Source organism: Flagellimonas sp. 2504JD4-2 (assembly GCF_053642935.1).
In genome coordinates this window covers 816,428-838,338 of record NZ_JBSIOV010000002.1, presented here as the reverse complement: position 1 = coordinate 838,338, position 21,911 = coordinate 816,428, and the positions used below count along the sequence as shown (strand labels likewise).

Annotated in this window: 19 protein-coding genes; 9 read left to right on the top strand and 10 right to left on the bottom strand. The window is 40.5% G+C overall.

From position 1 onward, the window contains the following. Positions 1–53: 53 nt before the first annotated feature. Positions 54–893, bottom strand: a complete 840-nt coding sequence (locus ACULLH_RS10405) for an alpha/beta hydrolase (protein ID WP_454088683.1) — start codon at positions 891–893, stop codon at positions 54–56. 97 nt (positions 894–990) lie between these two features. Here ACULLH_RS10405 and ACULLH_RS10400 point away from each other — a divergent pair, with 97 nt between their 5' ends. Then, complete coding sequence (locus tag ACULLH_RS10400; protein WP_454088682.1) at positions 991–1,413, top strand: winged helix-turn-helix transcriptional regulator; 423 nt, start codon at positions 991–993, stop codon at positions 1,411–1,413. On the opposite strand, the gene ACULLH_RS10395 is transcribed toward ACULLH_RS10400, so the two are convergent. The 3 genes from ACULLH_RS10395 to ACULLH_RS10385 form a co-directional block, all read right to left on the bottom strand. After that, entirely contained in the window at positions 1,410–2,366 is a 957-nt protein-coding gene (locus ACULLH_RS10395) for a YybH family protein (RefSeq protein WP_454088681.1), read from the bottom strand. The two genes, ACULLH_RS10400 and ACULLH_RS10395, sit on opposite strands and share 4 nt — an antisense overlap. A gap of 74 nt (positions 2,367–2,440) precedes the next feature. After that, complete coding sequence (locus tag ACULLH_RS10390; RefSeq protein ID WP_454088680.1) at positions 2,441–2,971, bottom strand: hypothetical protein; 531 nt, start codon at positions 2,969–2,971, stop codon at positions 2,441–2,443. 16 nt (positions 2,972–2,987) lie between these two features. Beyond that, positions 2,988–4,505 carry a helicase HerA-like domain-containing protein gene (locus ACULLH_RS10385; RefSeq protein WP_454088679.1) on the bottom strand — a complete coding sequence of 506 codons (1,518 nt, stop codon included), beginning with the start codon at positions 4,503–4,505 and terminating at the stop codon, positions 2,988–2,990. Positions 4,506–4,617: 112 nt separating this feature from the next. Here ACULLH_RS10385 and ACULLH_RS10380 point away from each other — a divergent pair, with 112 nt between their 5' ends. After that, on the top strand, positions 4,618–5,250 hold the full coding sequence (locus ACULLH_RS10380) for a 7-carboxy-7-deazaguanine synthase QueE (RefSeq protein WP_454088678.1): 633 nt from the start codon (positions 4,618–4,620) through the stop codon (positions 5,248–5,250). A gap of 5 nt (positions 5,251–5,255) precedes the next feature. Here the strand turns inward: ACULLH_RS10380 and ACULLH_RS10375 are convergent, their stop codons facing one another. Then, the gene (locus tag ACULLH_RS10375; RefSeq protein WP_454088677.1) at positions 5,256–6,119 is read right to left on the bottom strand and encodes a hypothetical protein; all 864 of its coding nucleotides are present in this window, start codon (positions 6,117–6,119) and stop codon (positions 5,256–5,258) included. A gap of 42 nt (positions 6,120–6,161) precedes the next feature. Continuing rightward, entirely contained in the window at positions 6,162–6,872 is a 711-nt protein-coding gene (locus ACULLH_RS10370; protein WP_454088676.1) for a class I SAM-dependent methyltransferase, read from the bottom strand. Between the two features lie 82 nt (positions 6,873–6,954). Here ACULLH_RS10370 and ACULLH_RS10365 point away from each other — a divergent pair, with 82 nt between their 5' ends. Together ACULLH_RS10365 and ACULLH_RS10360 are read left to right on the top strand one after the other, a co-directional pair. Next, the gene (locus ACULLH_RS10365; RefSeq protein ID WP_454088675.1) at positions 6,955–7,449 is read left to right on the top strand and encodes a YkgJ family cysteine cluster protein; all 495 of its coding nucleotides are present in this window, start codon (positions 6,955–6,957) and stop codon (positions 7,447–7,449) included. 21 nt (positions 7,450–7,470) lie between these two features. After that, positions 7,471–8,307, top strand: a complete 837-nt coding sequence (locus ACULLH_RS10360; RefSeq protein WP_454088674.1) for a sterol desaturase family protein — start codon at positions 7,471–7,473, stop codon at positions 8,305–8,307. Here ACULLH_RS10360 and ACULLH_RS10355 read toward each other — a convergent pair. Beyond that, positions 8,298–9,524, bottom strand: a complete 1,227-nt coding sequence (locus ACULLH_RS10355; protein ID WP_454088673.1) for an exo-beta-N-acetylmuramidase NamZ family protein — start codon at positions 9,522–9,524, stop codon at positions 8,298–8,300. The genes ACULLH_RS10360 and ACULLH_RS10355 overlap by 10 nt on opposite strands. Positions 9,525–9,527: 3 nt before the next feature. On the opposite strand from ACULLH_RS10355, the gene ACULLH_RS10350 reads away from it, so the two are divergent. From ACULLH_RS10350 to ACULLH_RS10330, 5 genes are all read left to right on the top strand, one after another. Continuing rightward, positions 9,528–10,769, top strand: a complete 1,242-nt coding sequence (locus ACULLH_RS10350; protein WP_454088672.1) for an ABC transporter permease — start codon at positions 9,528–9,530, stop codon at positions 10,767–10,769. A gap of 163 nt (positions 10,770–10,932) precedes the next feature. Further along, the gene (locus ACULLH_RS10345; protein WP_454088671.1) at positions 10,933–11,913 is read left to right on the top strand and encodes a PLP-dependent cysteine synthase family protein; all 981 of its coding nucleotides are present in this window, start codon (positions 10,933–10,935) and stop codon (positions 11,911–11,913) included. Positions 11,914–11,942: 29 nt separating this feature from the next. Further along, positions 11,943–13,340 (top strand): CotH kinase family protein, encoded by a 1,398-nt coding sequence (locus tag ACULLH_RS10340; RefSeq protein ID WP_454088670.1) that lies wholly within the window; start codon positions 11,943–11,945, stop codon positions 13,338–13,340. 21 nt (positions 13,341–13,361) lie between these two features. Further along, on the top strand, positions 13,362–14,660 hold the full coding sequence (locus tag ACULLH_RS10335; protein WP_454088669.1) for a M20/M25/M40 family metallo-hydrolase: 1,299 nt from the start codon (positions 13,362–13,364) through the stop codon (positions 14,658–14,660). Next, positions 14,660–15,436, top strand: coding sequence for an aldose epimerase family protein (locus tag ACULLH_RS10330; protein WP_454088668.1), 777 nt, complete (start codon positions 14,660–14,662; stop codon positions 15,434–15,436). The genes ACULLH_RS10335 and ACULLH_RS10330 overlap by 1 nt, the downstream gene beginning before the upstream one ends. Position 15,437: 1 nt before the next feature. On the opposite strand, the gene ACULLH_RS10325 is transcribed toward ACULLH_RS10330, so the two are convergent. The 3 genes from ACULLH_RS10325 to ACULLH_RS10315 all read right to left on the bottom strand — a co-directional run bounded on the left by ACULLH_RS10325 (position 15,438) and on the right by ACULLH_RS10315 (position 21,884). Then, the gene (locus ACULLH_RS10325; RefSeq protein WP_454088667.1) at positions 15,438–16,799 is read right to left on the bottom strand and encodes an exonuclease domain-containing protein; all 1,362 of its coding nucleotides are present in this window, start codon (positions 16,797–16,799) and stop codon (positions 15,438–15,440) included. 80 nt (positions 16,800–16,879) lie between these two features. Then, positions 16,880–20,194 (bottom strand): VCBS repeat-containing protein, encoded by a 3,315-nt coding sequence (locus tag ACULLH_RS10320; protein ID WP_454088666.1) that lies wholly within the window; start codon positions 20,192–20,194, stop codon positions 16,880–16,882. 163 nt (positions 20,195–20,357) lie between these two features. Continuing rightward, positions 20,358–21,884 (bottom strand): RagB/SusD family nutrient uptake outer membrane protein, encoded by a 1,527-nt coding sequence (locus ACULLH_RS10315; protein ID WP_454088665.1) that lies wholly within the window; start codon positions 21,882–21,884, stop codon positions 20,358–20,360. Between the last annotated feature and the right edge of the window lie 27 nt (positions 21,885–21,911).

Genomic DNA, 21,911 nt, shown 5'->3' with positions numbered 1-21,911 from the left:
TAATTTTAAATCCCAAATGCTATTAAAGTGTTTGGGATTTTTTGTGGAAAGGGCTACGCCACAAGAAAATCGATGATTTCATTATTTATCTGTTCCTGATGCATGGAATGTCCCAAACCTTCGGTGCTTACCAATTTGCTCCCTTTCCAGACTGCGTGTACCTGTTCTGAGGCATGATAAGGAGCTACGGCATCTAATCTATCATGGAACAACAGTCCTTTTTTAGTATTGGATTGAGCAAACTTTGAGGTGGAAAACTCATGTATCCGAAAACCGAACCGGTTATGGATATATTCATCCAAAATTCCCATAAAACGGTCTCCAAACTTCAAGATGTGCTGAAAATGCTCCATAATCTCATGAAATTCCGAGGGAGAGCCAATGGTGACCAATTTTTCAACATCGGGATTAGGGTTTTTGTATTCGTTGTACATGAGCGTCATTCCACCCACGGAATGGCCCACCAAGTATTTTGGATTGTATTTTTTGATCATATGGTGCAACACCTCTTCATACAAGGGGACGTAAAGCAACTTACCAGAAGAATGTCCGTGTGAAGGTGCATCAAATGCCATAATATTGAAATCGGCTTCCTGAAGCTTTTGGATCAGATTACGCCATCTAAACGTATTGCTTTCCCATCCATGAACCAGTAATACTGTTTCCTTAGTGCCAGGCCAATGGTAAGACTGCAACTGATGCTTGGCAATTTGTTCTATACCGTTTTTGGCTTTTTCCAGATAATCTGCCTGTTGCGGCTGTACTTTTCCTTTTCTTACGGTACAAAAGAGGTTAAAAGCCTTATGTGCTGCTTTTTTTGGGGTAAAAAGAGAGTAAACATTAAAATATTGCCCGTATGCAAGGGGAAGTATTTTGGTAAGTAGTTTTTTCATATGGTTACTTTTTGTAACTTACTCTTTATTTGATACTAAAATTACATAATCATTTTAGAAGAAAAAAGAAGTCACCGCGTTAAAACCAAGTATAAAAATGGAAACTGTTACTGAAAATCAGCAAGTTAGGATGGCAAAAAAATTGGAAAAAATGTTTGGGCACATTGATTATAAAAATCCACCCGAACTCTGCCCGGTCAGGGATGTCATGTCCGTTGCTTCAGACCAGTGGAGTATTTTGATTATCCTTTGGTTGGGGTATTTTCCTGTACTTCGATTCAACAAGCTTAAGAAGTTTGTGTACGGTATTTCAAATAAGGTGTTGAGCCAGCGGTTAAAGATTTTGGAGGCAGATGGGTATATTTCCAGAAAGGCCTATGCCGAGGTACCGATAAGGGTAGAGTACCGTCTGACCGATTTTGGACAATTGTATGTTGAACGACTGTTGGAATTGACCGAATGGATGCAACTGAACAGTCCTAAAGTATTAGCCAATCGTGAAAAATATGGACTGATTTAATCTTTTAGCCTGTTCCAGATATCAATATACATTTTCCAGGAACCTGCTACCTTTTTCCATACAACTACATATTTGCCTTTCCATTTAGAAACAGGATCTTTTCCTTTTTGACTTGTGCCCTGGTAATACCCATAATCATAGGCGTAGTCCCCAATAATATTTATCTCTGAGGCATCCATGCTATGGGAAAGTATTTTGGTTTCCTTCCCCAATTCCCATCTGGCTTTAATGGCTTCCCGCCCTTCAACAATAGGTATTCCTAAAGGAATAAGTTTGGCGTCATGGGTATAGCTATTGGCCATAGTATCAAAATCTTGCTCAATATAGGCCTTCGAGAAATTTCTGGAAGCGGAGACTATTTTAGCTTTTTCCTCAGCATTGGATAGTGAAATCTTACCGTTGGAACAATCAATTTTCCAGGTAGGAAAAACCACGGATTCTGTTTTGTCCACCCATTCTCCTACCCATTTGAATCCTTTGTCATCAATATCATAAAAAGACAATCTATAGAATCCCTCCATACCATTTGGGGCCGTTTGTTCCCGATATAGTACAATTTTACCCTCTTCTGTCTTGTTACCTTCCCAGGTACTTAATGTGGTCGAAGCAACTCTTGAGGTATAATAGTGCACATACCATTGTGTACTATCTTGACTGAATTGGCGGATACTTCCCGAGTGCGTTCCATCCTTTTTTAGGGTTTCATCTTGAATTCCCATTCCGTTCATGATGTATTTGAAACGCCAAACCATGTCCACAGGTTCTGCCCAGGTCTGGTCAGGGTTTCTGCTCACCGATTTGCAATTGCATTCGCCTATCAATGGGGCAAAATCCAAGATTTCTTTGGGAGCATCCGGGTTGGGAAGCCCAAAGGGGTGCTCGGTAGAAGGCTCAAAATCGTATTGCGCAATGGTAAGAACAGGTATCAAAAAGAAAAGGAAAGCTGTTTTCATTTGGATGGTTTTGTCCTTCAAATTATCCAAATGAATTGATACGTTGACTTTCTTTAGGAATTAATTAACAAGTACTACTCCCACCCCAACATCAGATATTTTATTTTGGCCGTAGGGGGTATTTGTACGGCTTCAATTTTGGTGGAAGTGTACCTTAAATTTGATGGTAATTCTTCCTTATCGATGGTGAAATAAAGATTGCTTTCCTTTGGAAAGATGACTATACTATTGATGGTGGTCACAATCTTTTTGATGGTATACTGGTTCTGGATATCCTGAAACGTACTTTGTAAACCAACACCTCCGTCCGTTTTGTACCGCGTATCAAAGATGCGAATGTTCTCAACTGTTGGGATGCTATCTGAACTAGGCGATAGTGTCAGCAGATGTTTCCCATTCTTTTGGTAGACCTCTATTTTACCGGAATCAGGTTTTGCCGAGTCCTTGGCAATGGAATCCTTGATAAAAACTTTTTCCAAGTCCTCCACTGGCGTGTCGTTCAATAGTGGTCCCACAGAGGTTTCGGTAATCAAAAAAGAGGTGTCCTTTTCTCCACAGCCTATTAGCAATAAACAAATTCCAAAAGCTAAGCTTATCTTCTTCATAAATGTCTAAACTATCTTATCGAATAACTTTTTTTAGCACACCCAACACTCCGCGAATAAAAGTGGCACTGGTCAGCACCTTTACTACGGGATTCATGCGTGTACTTCTTCTTGATGAAGAACTTCTTCGGGTCGAGGTTCTTCGTTCCGTTTCTTTTTCTTTTTCAGCTTCTTTTTCCGCCTTTTCAATTTTTTCGTTGAGGATTTCATATGCACTTTCCCGATCTATATCTTCATTGTACTTTTGAATCAGTTTTGATTTGCCCAACGCTTCCTTAAGCTCTGCATCCGTAAGGACATCCATACGACTCATGGGTGCTCGAAGTAGGGTAGCGGCCAAAGGGGTCGGTCTTCCTTTTTCATCCAAGGCGGATATCAAGGCTTCACCGATTCCCAAAGAAGTGAGCACTTCCTTGGTGTCGTAAAACTCGGAGTCTGGATAGTTCTCAGCGGTCAGTTTTATTGCCTTTCGGTCCTTTGCTGTGAACGCACGAAGGGCATGTTGCACTTTTAGACCCAATTGGGCCAACACGTCATCGGGTACATCGGTAGGGTTTTGGGTCACAAAATAGAGCCCGATACCTTTGGAACGAATCAACTTGACAATACTTTCAATTTGATCAAGTAACGCCTTTGACGCTTCCTTGAAAATTAAATGAGCCTCATCGATAAACAAAATCAATTCCGGTCGGTCACTATCCCCCTGTTCAGGAAAGGTGGCATATATTTCAGCCAAAAGGCTTAACATAAATGTGGAAAACAGTTTGGGTCTATCTTGGATATCGGTCAATCGGATAATGTTGATGTAACCCCTGCCGTTTTCATCGATTCGGACCAAGTCCTCAACATCAAAGGATTTTTCACCAAAAAATAGTTCAGCACCCTGCTGTTCAAGCTCAATGATCTTTCTTAAAATAGTTCCAGTGGAGCTTGTGGAAATACGACCATAGGCATCCTGAAACTCTTTTTTGCCCTCTCCTGTAGCGTATTGCAGTACTTTTTTAAAATCTTTCAGATCCAATAAGGGAAGCTTGTTATCGTCACAATATTTGAAAACAACAGCGACAATCCCTTCTTGGGTAACCGAAAGATCTAAGATTCTGGATAATAGTACCGGACCAAATTCAGAAACGGTTGCCCGTAAGCGAACTCCATCTTGTTCGGAAAGCGATAAAATTTCCACGGGAAAGCCGCTTGCCTCGAATGGAAGCCCAATTTTTTCGTGGCGCTCATCGATTTTTGGATGTCCAGGACTGGGTTGTGCTATGCCACTTAGGTCACCCTTAAGGTCCATAAGCAAAACAGGAATCCCTTTATCGGAAAGATTTTCTGCGATTACCTGAAGGGTCTTGGTTTTTCCTGTTCCAGTTGCCCCGGCAATAAGCCCGTGCCGATTAAGTGTTTTAAGAGGAACCTTTACAAAGGCTTTGTTAACGGCCTCTCCGTTGAACATTCCGGCTCCCATGGTAATGTAGTCACCTTTGGTGGAGTAGCCATTTTCAATATGTTCAAAGAATTTTTCGGTAGTGCTCATGGAATTCAATTTCCGATAAAAATAGGGTAATTTTAAGCAATTCTGAAACACGAAATATAAACAACTTCATGGAGTTGCAAAGTAATCCAACCATCCAATGTATCTTTGCGCCATGGTTATAGAACAACTTACGGATTTGGTTGAAAAAGGGCTCATGCTCCCGTTGATGGAGGAGTTTTATACCATTCAGGGAGAAGGTTATCACAAGGGGACTGCGGCTTATTTTGTGCGCATAGGAGGTTGTGATGTGGGCTGTCATTGGTGTGATGTAAAGGAAAGTTGGGATGCAGAAACCCACCCACCTACTGCTATCGAAAAGATTGTTGCCAATGCGGCCAAATACTCCAATACCATTGTTGTAACCGGTGGAGAGCCATTGACTTGGGATATGGGACCGCTTACCGCGGGTTTGAAAGAAAAAGGTTTGAAAATCCATATTGAAACCTCGGGAGCCTATCCCCTCACAGGAACATGGGATTGGATTTGCTTGTCGCCCAAGAAAAATAAACTTCCAAAGGAAGAAATCTATAGCGTGGCAGATGAATTAAAAGTGATAGTATACAATAAACACGATTTTGTCTTTGCCGAAGAACAAGCTGCAAAAGTAGGTGAAAACTGTATCCTGTACCTTCAGCCCGAATGGAGCGTTAGGGAAAAAATGATTCCCCTAATTGTGGATTATGTAATGCAAAATCCTAAATGGATAGTGTCTTTACAAACCCATAAATATCTGAATATCCCTTAGTTTTTTTAGCGCCCTCCATTATTTTGGAGGTCCAAGATGCATTCGGCATCCAAATCTGGTACTATGGCAAGCCCTTTTGAAGCTTGCTGTTCCAACAAGCTCATCATGCTTTGTCCAGTTAAGCGGCAAGGTGAATGTAGTTCACTTTTCGAGGCTAGGTTGAAGCCCTTGTTGGAAGCTCCAAATTGTAACTCGGCCCTCATTAAACAACCTGTTACGTTACAGTGGTTTTCTGCATCCGGATCCTCGTGATCATTAACGGCGGGTGTTCCTAAATTTACAAGTCCGAACAAATGTCCAAACTCATGGTTAAGCGTTGCGCTCTCAACATCGGTCACACTGATCGAGTTACTTTGACTCGCCAAATTTCGCACAGTGGCTTCGTAAATAATCATGGAGGTATTTCGATAAACAGCTCCCAATGTCACTAGGCCTTCAGCTTCCTCATCACCATCCGATGGGGCATCCGCAAAATAAATGTAGATAGCCAAGGTGGAACCATTGTTATAAGCGGTTCTGTTATCGCTCTCTAAATCTGCGATCTCCTGTAATGTCAAGTCATCTTCGTTAGGTGATGGTAGCGCTAGGAATGAAAATTCTATATCGGTTTTAAAGGTTCTCTCCCTTAAAAAAGCTTCAAAGTTGTCCATCGTGGTATTCGTTGGACGAAAGCCATTTACATAGGCAACTTCAATCAATAATTTGTCAAAATTGGTGTTGGCAAGTAGATCATTTGCAGAAGCTCCCGTAGCCAATAAATTGGCCGATTTATCAACGGTAACTGGATCCGGGGTAACGTCGGAATCCTTAGAACAAGCCAGTATCACTCCAAAACCAAACAGTAAGTAAATTAAGTTTCTCTTTTTCATAGTAAAAAGCTATTTAAATAGAACGCCTAATGGCAAATTCTATTACTTTTTTAGCGATAATTTGGCTAAATAGTCGAAATGATCGCCAGATATTACAATTTCACAATCCAAATTATTGGCGTTGCAAGCATTTTTCAAGGTATTAAAATCAATATAAAGCCAAGGAAAGGGTGAACTTTTTTGGCCTTTGTATTCCATTTCAAAGGTCACTTCCCCATAATATTGGGCATTGTCCGGTATCCAATAACCGCCGTCATCGTCCTGCTCAAACATATAAATAATATCACTTGAATCTAGCAAAATCTGTCCACTGGGGAGTAATAATGACTTTAAGTGGTTCAAAAAATCGTCAATATTGCTGAGGGTTCCCACTAAACCAATACCATTCATAAGCAACAATATGGTATCAAACTTAGCATGGGTGTAGTCGAGAATAGCAGATTTTACGCATGATTTCACCCCTCGTTTTTGACAAACAGCTATGGCGCCTTCAGATTGATCTAAAGCGGTTATATCGAATCCTTTGTTTTGCAGGTATAGCGCATGGTTTCCCGCACCACAGCCAATATCCAAAACTTTTCCTTTGGCCATTTCCAGCGCTTTTTGTTCCAAATGTGGCATTTGATCAAAGTCTCGAAACAAGTAGGGAAGAGGCATAGAATCTTCTTCACCCAAGGAAGAATATGTTTTAATATCCTCCGTATAGTTTCCAGTGTGGTAATCCACTAAAGCCTGCCCTAGAATATCATCCATAACATTGATAAGGTCATGCAAAAATGAGACTTTATTAATAGATAAAGGTTTAAATAGCTACAGTTTTTTATGTTTGTGACATATGGAAGAGGAACTGCGACAATTACCTAAAAAAGCGATGGAGAAGCATGCGGAAAACAAGAAGTTTTTTGCAAAACTGAAGAAAAAACCGCCAAAAAAGTTGGATTACATCATGCAAGAGCTTCATGATGATGAGTTTGAACGTACCGATTGTTTAACCTGTGCCAACTGTTGCAAAACAACAGGACCACTTTTTACAAATGTGGATATTGAGCGGATTGCCAAGCATTTTAGATTAAAACCGTCACAGTTTATAGATCAATACCTTAGGGTTGATGAGGAAAACGACTATGTGCTTCAACAAGTGCCCTGTGCTTTTTTGGGCGTGGATAATTATTGCTCTATCTATGATGTAAGGCCAAAAGCGTGTCGTGAGTTTCCGCATACGGATAGAAAAAAGTTTCACCAAATCAGTAATCTTACCCTAAAAAATGTGGCCATATGCCCTGCGGCTTTCCGGATTGTGGAGGAAATGAAAAGGAAAATCAAACTTTAGCGATTTCTTATATTTGGAAGTATGGAACAAATAATGACTTATTTTGAAACCATTCCTTCCCTGCACCGGAGTCTTATTTTGGTTGGAGGAATCACTTTTTTCTGGATTTTGGAAGGCATTGTGCCCCTTTTCAATATTCCCTACAAAAAATGGAGACATTCTGTTCCCAACTTCTTTTTTACACTGACAACAATTCTGGTCAATTTTCCTTTAGCATTTTTATTGCTTAAAACATCGGATTGGACGATAGCCAACGAATTTGGAATCATCAATTGGTTGCCCGAAATGCCTTTGTGGCTTTATGTGGTTTTAGGGGTTATGTTTTTGGATTTAATCGGAGCCTATGCAGCGCATTGGGTGGAACATAAGGTAAAACCGCTTTGGATGGTGCATTTGGTTCACCATTCGGATCATAATGTAGATACTACTACCGCAAATAGACACCATCCGTTAGAAAGTTTAATCCGATACACATTTACGTTGATCGGTGTTTTTATTGTTGGAGCCCCAATAGGTATCATAATGCTTTATCAGAGTATGTCCGTTGTATTGTCACAATTCAATCATGCCAACATTAAATTGCCTAGAAAAGTGGACAATGCCTTAAGTTGGATTATTGTAAGCCCTGATATGCACAAAGTGCACCATCATTATAAATTGCCCTATACGGATTCCAATTATGGGAATATTTTCTCCATTTGGGACAGGCTCTTCGGTACATTTATGATATTGGACCCTGACAAGATTGTATATGGTGTGGACACCTTTCCGGATGAAAAGGAAAATAGCAGCATTATGGGTTTATTAAAGCAGCCCTTCCACAAATATCGCAGACCGACCACTGAAGATCAGTCGTAGATCAAATATTTTTTTCGGATTTGTTTAAAACTGTCCAGTTCTTCTTTCCAGGTTTTTTTGATTTCCTCCTCGGTAAACCCTGAAACAATCTGTTTTTGCAATTCTGTCGTACCCGCATGTTTGGTAAAGGAATTGGTTTTGAAGAATTCTGATTTATCCGAAGTGTTGTTGTAAGCATCCAGCAACCATTGAAGGGAAACAGCATCCATTTGGGTGATGTGGGAAAGGTCCTTTCCGAAACACTTTTTACCGTCTTCCTTCGGATATTTTGACCCAAAGTTAGGTTTGGGAACATAGTTGAAGTCATAAGCAGTACTATCCAAAAATGACGCACCATAGCGTTGAAATTGGAATTCGGTACCACGGCCTGCATTGACATTTGTGCCTTCAAACAGACCTAAGCTTGGATAAAGACCTATTGAAATATCATTGGGTAAATTGGGCGAAGGTCGTATCGGTAAATGGTAACTGCTTTCATGCGTGTAGTTTTTAAGCTGTACAATGGTCAAATCAGCTTTTTTACCCCCTTCGAGCCATCCCTCCTCATTGATCATGGTACCATATTCGCCAATGGTCATTCCATAGACAAGAGGTATTGTCGTCATGCCCAAGAAACCGGTATGTTCCTTTTCCATGGTTGGTCCATCCACATAATGACCGTTGGGATTGGGTCTATCTAAAACCAAGATGGGGAGGTCGTTTTCAGCACAAGCCTCCATGACCAATTGTAGGGTAGCGATGTAAGTATAAAACCTTACCCCCACATCCTGAATGTCAAAAACAACAATATCAAGCCCTTCCAACTGTTCCGCCGAAGGTTTTCTGTTCTTTCCATAGAGTGAAATGATGGGAAGTCCTGTTTTGGCGTCCATACCATCCTTAACATGTTCGCCTGCATCCGCTTTTCCCCGAAACCCATGTTCAGGAGCAAAAACCTTTTCAACCTTCACATTTTGTGAGAGTAGTGAATCCACGAGATGGGTATGCCCTCCATTTTCAAAAATAACGCTGGTCTGATTGGCAACAATACCGACTTTTTTTCCTTGTAAAGATGGCAGGTAAACCTCGGTTCTATTGGCGCCCACTATAATAGATACCACAACATCACTTTCAATGTTTTCGGCTATAGCGTTATCTTTTTTTTCGGGTCCTCTGCATGATGAAAACAGTAAAACCAACAATAAAACTGTACTTTTGGAAATAGATAAAATGGGCATTCGTTGAATTTAGAATTGTTTATTGCCAAGCGCCTGATTACAGGGAAGGAGCATAAAATTAGTATTTCCGCACCTATAATAAAAATTGCCATTGCTGCCATAGCCATTGGTATCGTAATGATGTTGGTTGCGATTGCCACGGGTGTAGGTCTTAAGCACAAGATTCGCGAAAAAGTGGCCGCCTTCAACGGGCACATCCAAATCTCCAACTACGATAATAATACGTCGGACGTTTCTGTGGCCCCGGTTTCCTTAAACCAAGATTTTTATCCCCAATTCGAAGATGTAGATGGGATTTCACACGTTCAAGCAGTAGCTACCAAAGGTGGGATTATACGAACAGCCGATACTTTTGAGGGAATGTTGGCCAAAGGAGTGGGCAAGGATTACAATTGGACTTTTTTTGAAGAATATCTTGTTGATGGAAGGTTGCCGGATTATGCTGAAAAATTGAATAATGAGGTGCTGATTTCCCGAATCAAGGCGAACCTTTTGAATTTAAAAGTAGGGGATTCGTTTTTTACCATCTTCCTCAAAGAAAATGATCCTTCCAAACCGCCCAACAACCGAAAATTTGAAATTGTGGGCATCTATGACAGCGGATTTGAGGAATTTGATCGGGATATTGTTTTTGTGGATATCCGACATATCCAACGGATGAATAGGTGGAATGCTGACGAAATTGGAAATTTTGAGGTCTTTGTTCAGGATTTTGACGAAATGGAAGCAAAAAGCAACGAAATCTATGGCAAAACGCTTTCCTATTTGGATACCCAGAACATCAAGAGCAAATACTTCAGAATATTTGAATGGATCAGCCTTTTCGATTTTAATATTGGACTTATCATTGGAATTATGGTCATTGTGGGAGGTATAAATATGATCACCGCCCTTTTGGTACTTATTTTGGAGCGGACCCAAATGATAGGGGTCTTAAAAGCCTTGGGTTCCGAGAATTGGAGCATTAGAAAGGTGTTTTTGTACAATGCGGCTTACCTGATATCGATTGGACTGCTATGGGGCAATGGAATCGGCTTAACATTGCTATATCTTCAAAACAGATTCCGCTTCTTTAAATTTCCCAATCCCGAGGAATATTACATCGAATACATTCCTATTTACATTGATATCCCAACAGTGCTCTTGCTTAACGTAGGTGTAATGTTGTTATGCTTGTTGATGTTATTGGTGCCTTCCTATATCATCACCAAAATCACTCCGGTCAAGGCCATCAAGTTTGAGTAAATTGACAATTATGCAATAAAAAATGGCCAGCAATCAATTTTTTATGCTGTCAGTTCGATAATTGTTTACATATTTTATGTTCTTCTTCCATTAGCTTAGTAGATATCCAAAAATCGGATTGCATCAAAATCCAATAACCCAAAAGGTTACCTTTGCAACGACTATGAACTACGCGAATAATATACTGGAGACCATTGGAAACACTCCATTGGTAAAACTCAATAAACTTACGGCTGAACTACCTTGTTTGGTGTTGGCCAAATATGAAACTTTTAACCCTGGTAATTCAGTCAAGGACCGAATGGCGCTTCAAATGGTGAAGGATGCGGAAGCGGCAGGACTCTTAAAACCTGGAGGTACTATTATCGAAGGAACCTCTGGTAATACCGGGATGGGATTGGCTTTGGCCGCCGTTGTGAAGGGATATCGAATGATTTGTGTGATCAGCGACAAGCAGTCCAAGGAAAAGATTGATATCCTAAAGGCAGTTGGGAGCGAAGTACATGTTTGCCCAACCGATGTAGCACCCGATGACCCCCAAAGTTATTATTCAACAGCAAGACGCTTATCCGAAGAAATACCTAACTCCTGGTACGTTAACCAATACGATAATCCAAGCAATACCAAGGCTCATTACTTTAGCACAGGACCTGAAATTTGGAATCAGACCGATGGTAAGGTTACACACTTTGTTGTCGGAGTAGGGACAGGAGGAACTATTTCAGGGGTTGGAACATATCTCAAGGAGCAAAATCCGAACATCAAGGTATGGGGAATTGATACTTATGGCTCAGTTTTCAAAAAATACCATGAAACTGGGATTTTCGACGAAAATGAGATATATCCTTATGTTACGGAAGGAATTGGAGAGGACATCCTTCCTGAAAACGTCAATTTTGAAATTATCGATGGTTTTACCAAGGTAACCGATAAAGATGCCGCAGTATATACCCAACGCTTGGCCAAAGAAGAAGGCATGTTTTTGGGGAATTCAGCCGGAGCCGCGGTGAAAGGACTTCTTCAATTGAAGGAACATTTTACCAAGGATGATGTTGTAGTGGTACTTTTCCATGATCATGGAAGTCGTTATGTGGGCAAGATGTTTAACGATGACTGGATGAAACAAATGGGTTACATCGACTAGATTTGGTAAATTGAGGTCAAAAAATTGATATGATCTCTCTTTTTCAATCAAAACACGCCAAAGTTTTAGGTTTACTTATCCTGTCGTTTCTTTCCTTTTCTTGCAGCAATGACAACACGTTGGTTGTTGCAGATGATGAAGAAAATACTGAAATTCCCATACAGGACCGATTAGCACAAGTATTTGTTGACACTAAAGGAGGTGCAATTGTCGATGAACCCAAAATAGGTTCAGATGCTGTACTGGTCACAAAAGAAGATACTATCTACAAAGGTAATCTGGGTATTGAATTTAGGGGAGCCACTTCACAACTTTTATTTCCAAAAAAATCTTATGGTCTAGAGACTTGGGATGAGAATGGTGAGGATATTGACGTATCACTTTTTGGTTTCCCAGAAGAGGAAGATTGGATTTTATACGGTCCCTACAGTGATAAAACTCTGATTCGCAATGTTTTAATTTATGACTTGGCAAGGGATTTAGATCACTATGCAAGTAGAACCCTTTTTGTGGATTTAACTTTAAATGATTCATATCAGGGCGTATATGTTTTTATGGAAAAGTTAAAAAGGGATGGAGAACGCATCGATATCAATAAGTTAAAAGATGATGAAAATTCAGGAGAAGACCTTACCGGAGGATATATATTAAAGATTGACAAAACAGCCGGGAATAATTTAGGTGAAGGGTATAACGAATTAAACTCATTTATGTCTGCATATGCTCCCCCTAATGCTTCCGGAAATCAAGTAACATATTTTCTGTACGAATATCCGGATGCCGAGGATATAACCGTTGAACAAAAAGCATATATTTCCACTTATATGGCGGGTTTTGAGGATGCCCTTGCCTCGGAAGATTTTTTAGACCCGGATTTAGGATATTCAAATTTCATTGACAAAGAAAGTTTTATTGATTTTTTCTTGTTGAATGAGTTGTCCAATAATGTAGATGCGTATCGATTGAGCACTTTTATGCACAAGGATAAAAACGAAAAATTAAAAATGGGACCCATTTGGGATTTTAACCTTGCCTTTGGTAATGCCGATTATTGTGGTGGTGGTAGCCCAAATGTTTGGGCTTATAAGTTTAACGAACGCTGCCCTGATGACACATGGCTGGTACCATTTTGGTGGGAAAGACTACTAGAAGATCCATCATTTGTTTCCCAATTACAAGAACGTTGGTCTAGCTTAAGAGGAAATCAACTATCAAATGCTGCCATAATGGATCACATTGATGCGTATCTTTTGCAATTGAATAATTCTGGTTCGGTATCACAAAATTTCAATACTTGGCCAGTACTTGGGATATATGTTTGGCCCAATAATTTTGTGGGTAGTAACTATGAAGAAGAAATAGGTTATTTGACCAATTGGATAGAAAACAGGTTGTCTTGGTTGGATACCGAAATAGCTCAATTGTAATTTAATCAATATCAGAAAAAAATGAAGAGAGGTCTGTTTCTTTCAATCATCGCCATTACTATCAGCAGTGTATTGTGTGCCCAAAAGTTAAGTAGGACAGAAAAAAAGATACTTGCCTCTATTGAACAAAACAATGGTGAGGCTATTACTTTTTTGGAAAAAGTTGTGAATATAAATAGTGGGACATTGAATGCTGAAGGAGTTCGAAAGGTTGGAACTGTTTTCCAGGATGCATTTGAAAACATAGATTTTGAGACAACTTGGATTGAAATGCCCAAGGAGATGAACAGAGCTGGTCACTTGTTTGCAGAAACTTCAGGCAATAAAGGAAAAAAGCTGCTGCTGATTGGGCATTTGGATACTGTCTTTGAAGAGGATAGTCCCTTTCAAAAATTCAGAATGGTGGATGACAGTACGGCCCATGCCCCTGGAGGCAACGATATGAAAGGCGGTGATGTAATTGTGCTATATGCCTTAAAAGCATTACACCAAAATGACCTTCTAAAAAATGCACAAATTGTAGTTGCGTTTACTGGGGATGAGGAAAGCACTGGTAAACCCTTGGAAATAAGTAGAAAAGATTTGATAGAGGCCGCAAAGAGAAGTGATATTGCCTTAGGTTTCGAAACTTCTACTGGATTTAACTATGCCACAGTGGCCAGAAGAGGTGCTTCCGGCTGGGCTCTGGAAGTTGAGGGTAAAAGGGCACATTCTTCTGGAATATTCAATGAATCCATAGGCGCTGGAGCAATTTTTGAAATCTCCAGAATTTTGCATCAATTTTATACCGAGGTAAAAGGAGAGGAGTTGTTAACATTCAATCCTGGGACTTTATTGGGGGGTACTTTTGTGAATTTTGACAATTCAACCAGCAAGGGGGATGTCTTTGGAAAAGGAAATGTGGTTGCACAAAAAGCAGTCGCCAAAGGAGGGTTGAGGTTTATTTCAGAAGAACAAAAACAACGAGCCAGGTCAAAAATGAAAGAGGTTGTGGATAACAACCTTCCCAAAACTTCAGCAAAGATTACTTTTACTGATAGCTATCCAGCTATGCAACCTACCCAAGGAAACCAAGAATTGTTGAATGTGTTGAACAGAGTAAGCATGGATTTAGGTCAAGGAGAGGTATTGGCCTATGATCCTGGAAAAAGAGGTGCTGCCGATGTGTCTTTTGTGGCACAATATGTAGATTGCTTAGATGGTCTGGGCACCATGGGGACAGGGGCGCATACTCCGCAAGAAACTGTAAATCTGATTACAATAGAGGCCTTGACAAAGCGAACGGCAATCTTAATTTATAGGCTGATTAATTCCAAATAATGACAGAATTGACACGTGGAAACTGCTCCACAAGAATTGAAAAAGGTGAACTGGTAGGGTTTGCCACTGACGAACACGAGTTTATCCATCAAAAGGGAAGCCCTGGTTGGCGTAGTGCTGATACCGAGATGTTTCCCATAATCGGACCGGTGGATAAGGCTGGTTTTCGAGTTCAGGTACCTCGAAGCAATGCTATCCAAGATCAACATGGGCTGCTACGCGAATTGGAATATGAATTAGTTTCCAAATCCGATACTAGTGCCATCTTTAAAAAGAAATATAAGGCTGGAACGCCGGTCAAAAATTCCAAGTTCCCGGAAAAATCCACAAAACAATGGTTGTTGTGGCCCTATAGTTTTGAGTTTGAAAAATCTTTTGAGCTAAAAGAAAATCAACTAGAAATTACCTTCAGAATTTCTGGGGAGCGAGATATGCCTTTTATGTTGGGATATCATCCAGCTTTCAAACTACATGCTGACCATCCGATAATAGTTTCAAATGAAGGTGAAATTACCCTGGATGAAGTGTTAGCGGTTGGAAACAGGGCGTATCAAGTTGAGGATTGTGAATTGATTACTTTGAAAGATGAACGCAACATTACCATTGAAACTGTAGGTTTTGGCCATTTTATGTGCTGGACAGAAGTAAGGAATATGGTGTGTATAGAGCCTATTTCTTTTTATCCTTATTCCGTGGAACAAACAGCATTACATGAAGGCTTCCAATTTCTAGACGATTCCGATAGCATTTTTAAAGTAAGGTTGACCGTTAACTGATTTAAAGGGTAAAGGACTCGGATTTTGGTAATAGGGATTCAACAATGCGTTGGGTTTCCAAAGTATTTTTCTGAGGAATAATATGCGCTTCAATATCGGCCAATGAAGCGATGCTCTGTTCTTGGTCAATAAATCCATAGCCTTTGTACAAGCCTTCATTAATAAGCACAAAAGCACTTTCATTGATATCCCTACCTTTTTCTTTGATGATTCGAATCCCGGATTTTTCGGTCTTTATATCAAGAATCGCGGCTTTGACCTTTTCATTGTAGTCGGCAATCGATTCGTTTGAAGTGCAAATACCTTCGCACGAACTAATTTCATGGTGCGAACACGAAGCGTTTACTTGCTGTAAATGGCAATACTTGGGGCACAGCGCAAAGTTTTTGCAGATTTGTTCCAAAAAAGTCCTACAGTCGGTTTGGTTATAGAACACCTTAATCGGATTCGGAGCCCCTTTCAATACATTATAGGCCAAATGGATAATCCCTTTTCGATCCTCATATTCAAAAATGGCATACTGCTTTACAATTCTTTTTTGAGCGCTGTTGTAGGGAGGGAATAGACGTTTTATCTCTGCGGATTCCATCAGCAGGGCCACAAGTTCACTGCCTGAAAGTTTATAGTCAATCGATGCAGTTTCGCTGCACATCCGAATTTCTTTGGTGCTTTTGTCATAAAAATGGCCCAGTACCCTTTTTTTAAGGTTGATGGCCTTTCCCACATAAATGATTTCCCCTTTTTGATTTTTAAAATAGTAGATTCCCGGTTTTTGCGGGATCTCATCAAATACGGATTTGGGTAGATGGGGTGGAAGCGTAGCTTCCTGACTTCGTGCATTCAAGAACTTTTTGACAACGGTCTCCGAGTCGGGAGTATTCAATAATTTTTGAAATAACAACACCGTGGCATGTGCATCACCACGGGCTCGGTGCCTATCTTTTAATGGTATCTGGACTGCTGTGCAAAGTTTTCCCAAACTGTACGACCGTAATCCCGGAATCAATCTTCTTGACAATCTAACCGTACAGAGCTTCTTTCTGATAAAATCCACCCCTATTTGACGAAACTCTTCTTTAATTACCCCATAATCAAAATTCACCGAATGGGCCACAAAAATGCAGTTTTCGGTCATTTCAAGAATGGTCTGGGCGATTTGGTCAAACGTGGGGGCGTTTTGCACCATTTGTTCGTCAATCCCCGTTAGACCTGTAATATAGAAGGGAATGGGACATTGCGGGTTGACCAACGAGGTGTATTCATCAACGATCTGATTTCCATCATACTTGAAAATGGCAATTTCCGTGATTTTGTTGCCCTTAATCCCGTTTCCAGAAGTTTCTATGTCGATGATGGTATACAAATCGATAAAAATGGACCTTGAAATTAGGGATATTGTGAAAAGCTGGCAAGCGGAATACCGCTTAAAAAAGAAAGAAACAGTTATTTGGCAATCAATCTGAGCGAATCATTGTTTGATGCCACTAAAATGCCCTTGTTGTTATTTACCAAGGCAATGGAACGCATTTTCTTTACATCGCTGTTTAGAAAAACACCACTTTTTTTATGGGGAAGGGGTTCAAAGGTTGAATTTCCTTTTCCCTTCAATAGTAGGCCTATGCTGGCATCGTTTCTTGGAGTTTCAACCTCAGATTGGTATAGATTCCCTGCCACAAGGATATCTTGTAACCCATCATTATCAAAATCATCTATTTGAATAGCGTTGATGGAGGAAAACTGCGCTTCATTGGGCAATTGATGCACATTGAATTTACTCGCCCCCAAATTTTCAAGATAGACCGAAGCAAATGTTTTGGATTGTAGATGCAATGCCTGCTCCAGTTTTTCCTTCCCATAGACTTCAACAAGATTGGCGGAACCAAAGCTGTGATACGACGGAAATTTTTCCTTTATAAAGGGCATTTGTTGAGAAGAACACTCTCTTCCGCGAAGGGGAAAGAGGCTTCCTTGGTTATAATAACCCAAGACTATATCATTGGTGCCATTGTCATCGAAATCTGTGGAATATACCTCAAAAGGCGCTTTGGCTGAGGCAGTATATTTATAATTCAGTCCCAGATTACCTACGACATAATCCATATCTCCATCTCCATCAAAATCCGCACTTGAAATGCTGTTCCACCAGCCCTCAGTATTCGAAAGTATGGACGGGTTTGATTCCAGTTTACCATGGTTGTTTTTATACAAAGCGATTTTCATCCATTCGCCCACAAGGATTAGGTCTGTTTGCCCATCTGAATCAAAATCGCTCCACAAGGCATCTGTAACCATTCCGACATTGGCCAAGTCTGGAGCTTTTTCCATCGTAACATCTTTAAAAACGCCTTTATTATTTTCCAACAAAAGACTGGTTTGGGAATATGGATATTTTTGAGGTTGTTGTCGGGTTCCGACAAATAAATCCAAATCTCCATCCTGATCAAAATCAAAAGGTTTTACACAACTTCCACTTAATGCCATTTTTGGTAATCTATGGATTTCTTTTTTGAATTTTCCACCATCATTTATATATACGCGGTCTTGATATTGTCGATGCCCGGATGCCCATTCATTACCTCCACTCACCACATACAAATCCATGTCACCATCATTATCTGCATCGAAAAAGATGGCATCAATATCTTCATGTTCTTTGTCTAAAACCCAAGTTTCGTTATCGGTGAGGGCAAAGGTGCTGTCATTATTTTGTAGGTAAAGGGCGGCTGGAAACCCCTTTGCACCTCCCACAAAGAAATCCTCGAGGCCATCTCCATTAATATCAGCTACGGCTAGAGCCGGACCGAATTGTGACATTTTATGTGGTAGTAAGCTTTCCGCGGCGAAATCATCATGGCCATTTTCCTCATGTTTGTGATTGATAGCCGCCTTTAAGGTGATATCGGAGCATATGGTTTCTTCCGAAGATTTAGTACTATGTGAAGGATTTGCATCCTGATAATTCAATGTTATGCGCTGATTGGACTGAACGTCTGCTAAGCTTTGAACCTTCCCATCTGGCCAACGGACTACTATTTTTTCAATCTGATTTAAATCGGACAATCCAAAATGAACCATTGCCTCAACGGCGGATTGATAGCCGCGGGTGGGATAGTTCTCAATGTATTGTTTTCCGTTTTCGGTTTCAATGGATACCGTTGCACCAACCCCGTACGGATTTAGTTTGTCTCCCTTAAACCGGATTTGTATGAAGTTTTGATGACTGTTGTTTTGCAGGATCGTGGCTTTTTCATCGATATTATTGATGACCAAATCCAAATCTCCGTCATTATCCAGATCGGCATAGGCGGCCCCATTCGAAAAGCTTGGATTTTTTAGCCCCCATGCTGCCGATGTTTTTGAATAGGTTAAATCCCCGTTGTTTCTAAAAAGATAATTTTGGGTTTTACGTTGTGGGGTTTTTTGGACCAATTCTTCAATGACCCTAGATATCTTTTCACCACTTTCTTGGGCTTGTTTCAATCGTTCAAGTTTGTATTTCTTGAAATCATTGTTTCGGAAGTCACGTTTTAATCCATTGGTGACGAACAGGTCTTTGAATCCGTCGTTGTCAAAGTCGGCCAGAAGCGGGGCCCAACTCCAATCCGTACTCGAAATATTGGCCATTTGCCCAATTTCGCTGAAATGTCCGTTACCTGTATTGAGCTGTAAAGCATTGTACATATATTGGTAGTGAAATCCATTGTCAACGGCATGATTGAATGCTTGTGGATTCATGCCGCTCATGCTCGTCTTAATTCCATAATTATCCTCAGCGACCATGTCCAGCGACATGATATCGGGGAAGCTATCATTGTTGATGTCTGCAATATCGGTCCCCATGGAAAAGTTTGAGGTATGCTTTGTGGCGTATTTTAGTTTTTCCGTGAAAGTCCCGTCACCGTTGTTGACATAGAGGTAGTCTTGTTCGATATAATCGTTGCCAACATAAATATCGGGCCATCCATTTTGGTCTATGTCGCCTATGGAAACACCCAGTCCGAACCCCAAAGAATTTTGAATGATGCCCGCTTGTTTTGAAACATTGGTGAATTTTCCGTTGTCATTTCTAAAAAGGCAATCTCCGACCAATTCGTTCTGCTCGTTTTTGAAGTTTTCCGGGTTGTTGGTGTTTATGGGATTCACATTGTGATTGAGTAAAAACATATCCAAATCCCCATCCTTATCATAATCAAAGAAAGAAGCTTGAGTGCTGTAGCCTGAAAAATCCAAACCGTATTCGAAAGCTTTTTCGGTAAAGGTTCCATTTTGATTATTTATGTAAAGTAAATTTTTTCTATTCGCTTCCTTTCCCTTTCCAGATTTGCACACATAGATGTCTAACCAACCATCAGCGTTTACATCGGCCATGGTGACACCGGTGGTCCAACCAAATGTGCTACCCACATTGGCCTTTGTTGTGATATCCTGGAATTTAAAGTCTCCTAGATTTTTGTAGAGTTTGTTTCCCTTAAGATTTGCTGTAAAATAAATATCAGGCAAACCATCATTATCGATATCGCCAATGGCCACACCACCGCCATTGTAGAAATACTCATAAACCATGCTGTTCATGGCGCTATTCTCGGGTATTTCATTGATGAAATGAATCCTAGAAACGGAAGAAGGAACTTCAGAAAATAGGTAAGGCTCCTCAGTTTTAGGCCTTTCTATGGATTTTGAACATGAAACCACTCCTGTTAGAAACAAAAGAACTCCTAAGAGGTTTAAAAATGACCGATTTAGGTTGGTGTTTTTCAATTCATTTTTAATTTAAACCAAAGGGTTAAGTTCGTGTACTTTAAAGATAACCAACCAAAATGGCTTTTTATAAAAAACCACCTAAGGGTCGCGGCGACCCTTAGGTGGTGAAAGCTACTTAATTACTAAACTAACTGAACTCTCTCAACTAAACTTAATCGTCTTACCATCCCGGATTTTGGTCAAGGTTTTCATTGATATTGATTTCCTGCAATGGAATTGGGAAAAGAATATCTCGATCTTGAAAATTCTCAGAGAATGGTTTGTTATGATTTTCCAAAGTGGTCTTGATGGATTCGGTTGCACTACTTCCTCGCTGCCATCTATAAAGGTCAAACCAACGTATTCCGAATTCCATCGCAAGTTCTACGGGACGCTCGTGATGACGGATTTGTTGTCTCAACTCACTTTGATTCATGCTGCCCAGCGCAATTGGTACTGCATTTCCTCTTTCCCTAACTTTGTTGATTTCTGTAATGGCTTCATCGGTTTTCCCATTCTCATTCAATGCTTCGGCATACATTAGCAATACATCGGCAAATCTGATTAGCGCAATATTGGTTCCGTTATAGAAATTGGTATCCACATTGAAGGAATACTTTTTAAAGTACCTTGGATGGTTCAACTCAGCTGCAACATCTGCATATGCTACATTTGTATCAGTACTTCTGCTGTACATTTCCGAACCTGGGTCGTCAAAGAAAATACTGCCATATACCCTATCACTGGGTTCACCAAGAGCATTGACATCTGTTTTCATTTCTTCAACCAACCACTCGGAGGGATAGAAAAGCTCCCAACCACCGAATGCGTATGGCGAAACCTCAAAATTGAAAACCTGTCTTTCGTCGTTTCCATTGGATCTATCACCAGTAAATTGAATTTCGAAAACACTTTCGCTTCCATTTTCACCATTTCCATTGAAATTGTCCTCATAGTTGGGCAATAGCGAATAGTTCATACCAACCACCTGGGCCAGTTTGGATTCGGCATCGGCCCATTTTTCTTGGAATAAATATGCTTTGCCCAATAAAGCACTCGCTGCACCTCTCGTTGCCCGACCTCTCCATTCTGAAGCATGTTCTGTCAATAGTGCAGGCTCGGCCTCAGTTAAATCACTTTCTATTTGAGCCCAAATTTCTGCTGGAGAAGCCTGACCTGGAAACAAATTGTCGGGATTAGTCTCATAGGATGTAACCAGGGGTACATTCTCAAAACCTGTAACCAGCCAGAAGTAAAAGTATGCCCGAAGAAATTTTGCTTCGGCGATAATCACATCTTTGGATTGTTGCGAAAGTGCTTCCATTTCAGGTACTCTGAGCAAAATTTGGTTGGCCCGTCCTATACCGGCATAGGCAGTCCGCCAAATATTGAAAGGTCCACTTTCCTCCGTGGTATTTGTGAAACTTGCCAGAGCACGACTGTATGTCTCCGCCGTGTTATTGGTCATATCATCGCCCTTATAGGCCATGGCTGTATATATTTCCTCAAAGAAGGCCCACTTACTTCCACTAGAACTGTGTAAAGCTGCATAGGCTGCTGTAAGTGCTTGCAAAGCATGTGCTTCGGTCTGCCAAAAACTGGAATCGGTCAGCACCTCTTTGTTTTCAACGTCTATAAAATCATCGCTGCACGAGTTAAACCCGATTAGGGCCAACATCGCGATTATGATATACTTGTTCCTTTTCATGATCTTACGAATTATGTTGTTCAATTT

Excerpts from the sequence above, each read along its gene's own strand:
- ACULLH_RS10335 (WP_454088669.1), top strand. The coding sequence starts at position 13,362 with ATGAAGAGAGGTCTGTTTCTTTCAATCATCGCCATTACTATCAGCAGT.
- ACULLH_RS10370 (WP_454088676.1), bottom strand. The coding sequence starts at position 6,872 with ATGGATGATATTCTAGGGCAGGCTTTAGTGGATTACCACACTGGAAAC.
- ACULLH_RS10330 (WP_454088668.1), top strand. The coding sequence starts at position 14,660 with ATGACAGAATTGACACGTGGAAACTGCTCCACAAGAATTGAAAAAGGT.
- ACULLH_RS10365 (WP_454088675.1), top strand. The coding sequence starts at position 6,955 with ATGGAAGAGGAACTGCGACAATTACCTAAAAAAGCGATGGAGAAGCAT.
- ACULLH_RS10395 (WP_454088681.1), bottom strand. The coding sequence starts at position 2,366 with ATGAAAACAGCTTTCCTTTTCTTTTTGATACCTGTTCTTACCATTGCG.
- ACULLH_RS10400 (WP_454088682.1), top strand. The coding sequence starts at position 991 with ATGGAAACTGTTACTGAAAATCAGCAAGTTAGGATGGCAAAAAAATTG.
- ACULLH_RS10375 (WP_454088677.1), bottom strand. The coding sequence starts at position 6,119 with ATGAAAAAGAGAAACTTAATTTACTTACTGTTTGGTTTTGGAGTGATA.
- ACULLH_RS10340 (WP_454088670.1), top strand. The coding sequence starts at position 11,943 with ATGATCTCTCTTTTTCAATCAAAACACGCCAAAGTTTTAGGTTTACTT.
- ACULLH_RS10355 (WP_454088673.1), bottom strand. The coding sequence starts at position 9,524 with ATGCCCATTTTATCTATTTCCAAAAGTACAGTTTTATTGTTGGTTTTA.
- ACULLH_RS10360 (WP_454088674.1), top strand. The coding sequence starts at position 7,471 with ATGGAACAAATAATGACTTATTTTGAAACCATTCCTTCCCTGCACCGG.
- ACULLH_RS10380 (WP_454088678.1), top strand. The coding sequence starts at position 4,618 with ATGGTTATAGAACAACTTACGGATTTGGTTGAAAAAGGGCTCATGCTC.
- ACULLH_RS10385 (WP_454088679.1), bottom strand. The coding sequence starts at position 4,505 with ATGAGCACTACCGAAAAATTCTTTGAACATATTGAAAATGGCTACTCC.
- ACULLH_RS10405 (WP_454088683.1), bottom strand. The coding sequence starts at position 893 with ATGAAAAAACTACTTACCAAAATACTTCCCCTTGCATACGGGCAATAT.
- ACULLH_RS10390 (WP_454088680.1), bottom strand. The coding sequence starts at position 2,971 with ATGAAGAAGATAAGCTTAGCTTTTGGAATTTGTTTATTGCTAATAGGC.
- ACULLH_RS10315 (WP_454088665.1), bottom strand. The coding sequence starts at position 21,884 with ATGAAAAGGAACAAGTATATCATAATCGCGATGTTGGCCCTAATCGGG.
- ACULLH_RS10345 (WP_454088671.1), top strand. The coding sequence starts at position 10,933 with ATGAACTACGCGAATAATATACTGGAGACCATTGGAAACACTCCATTG.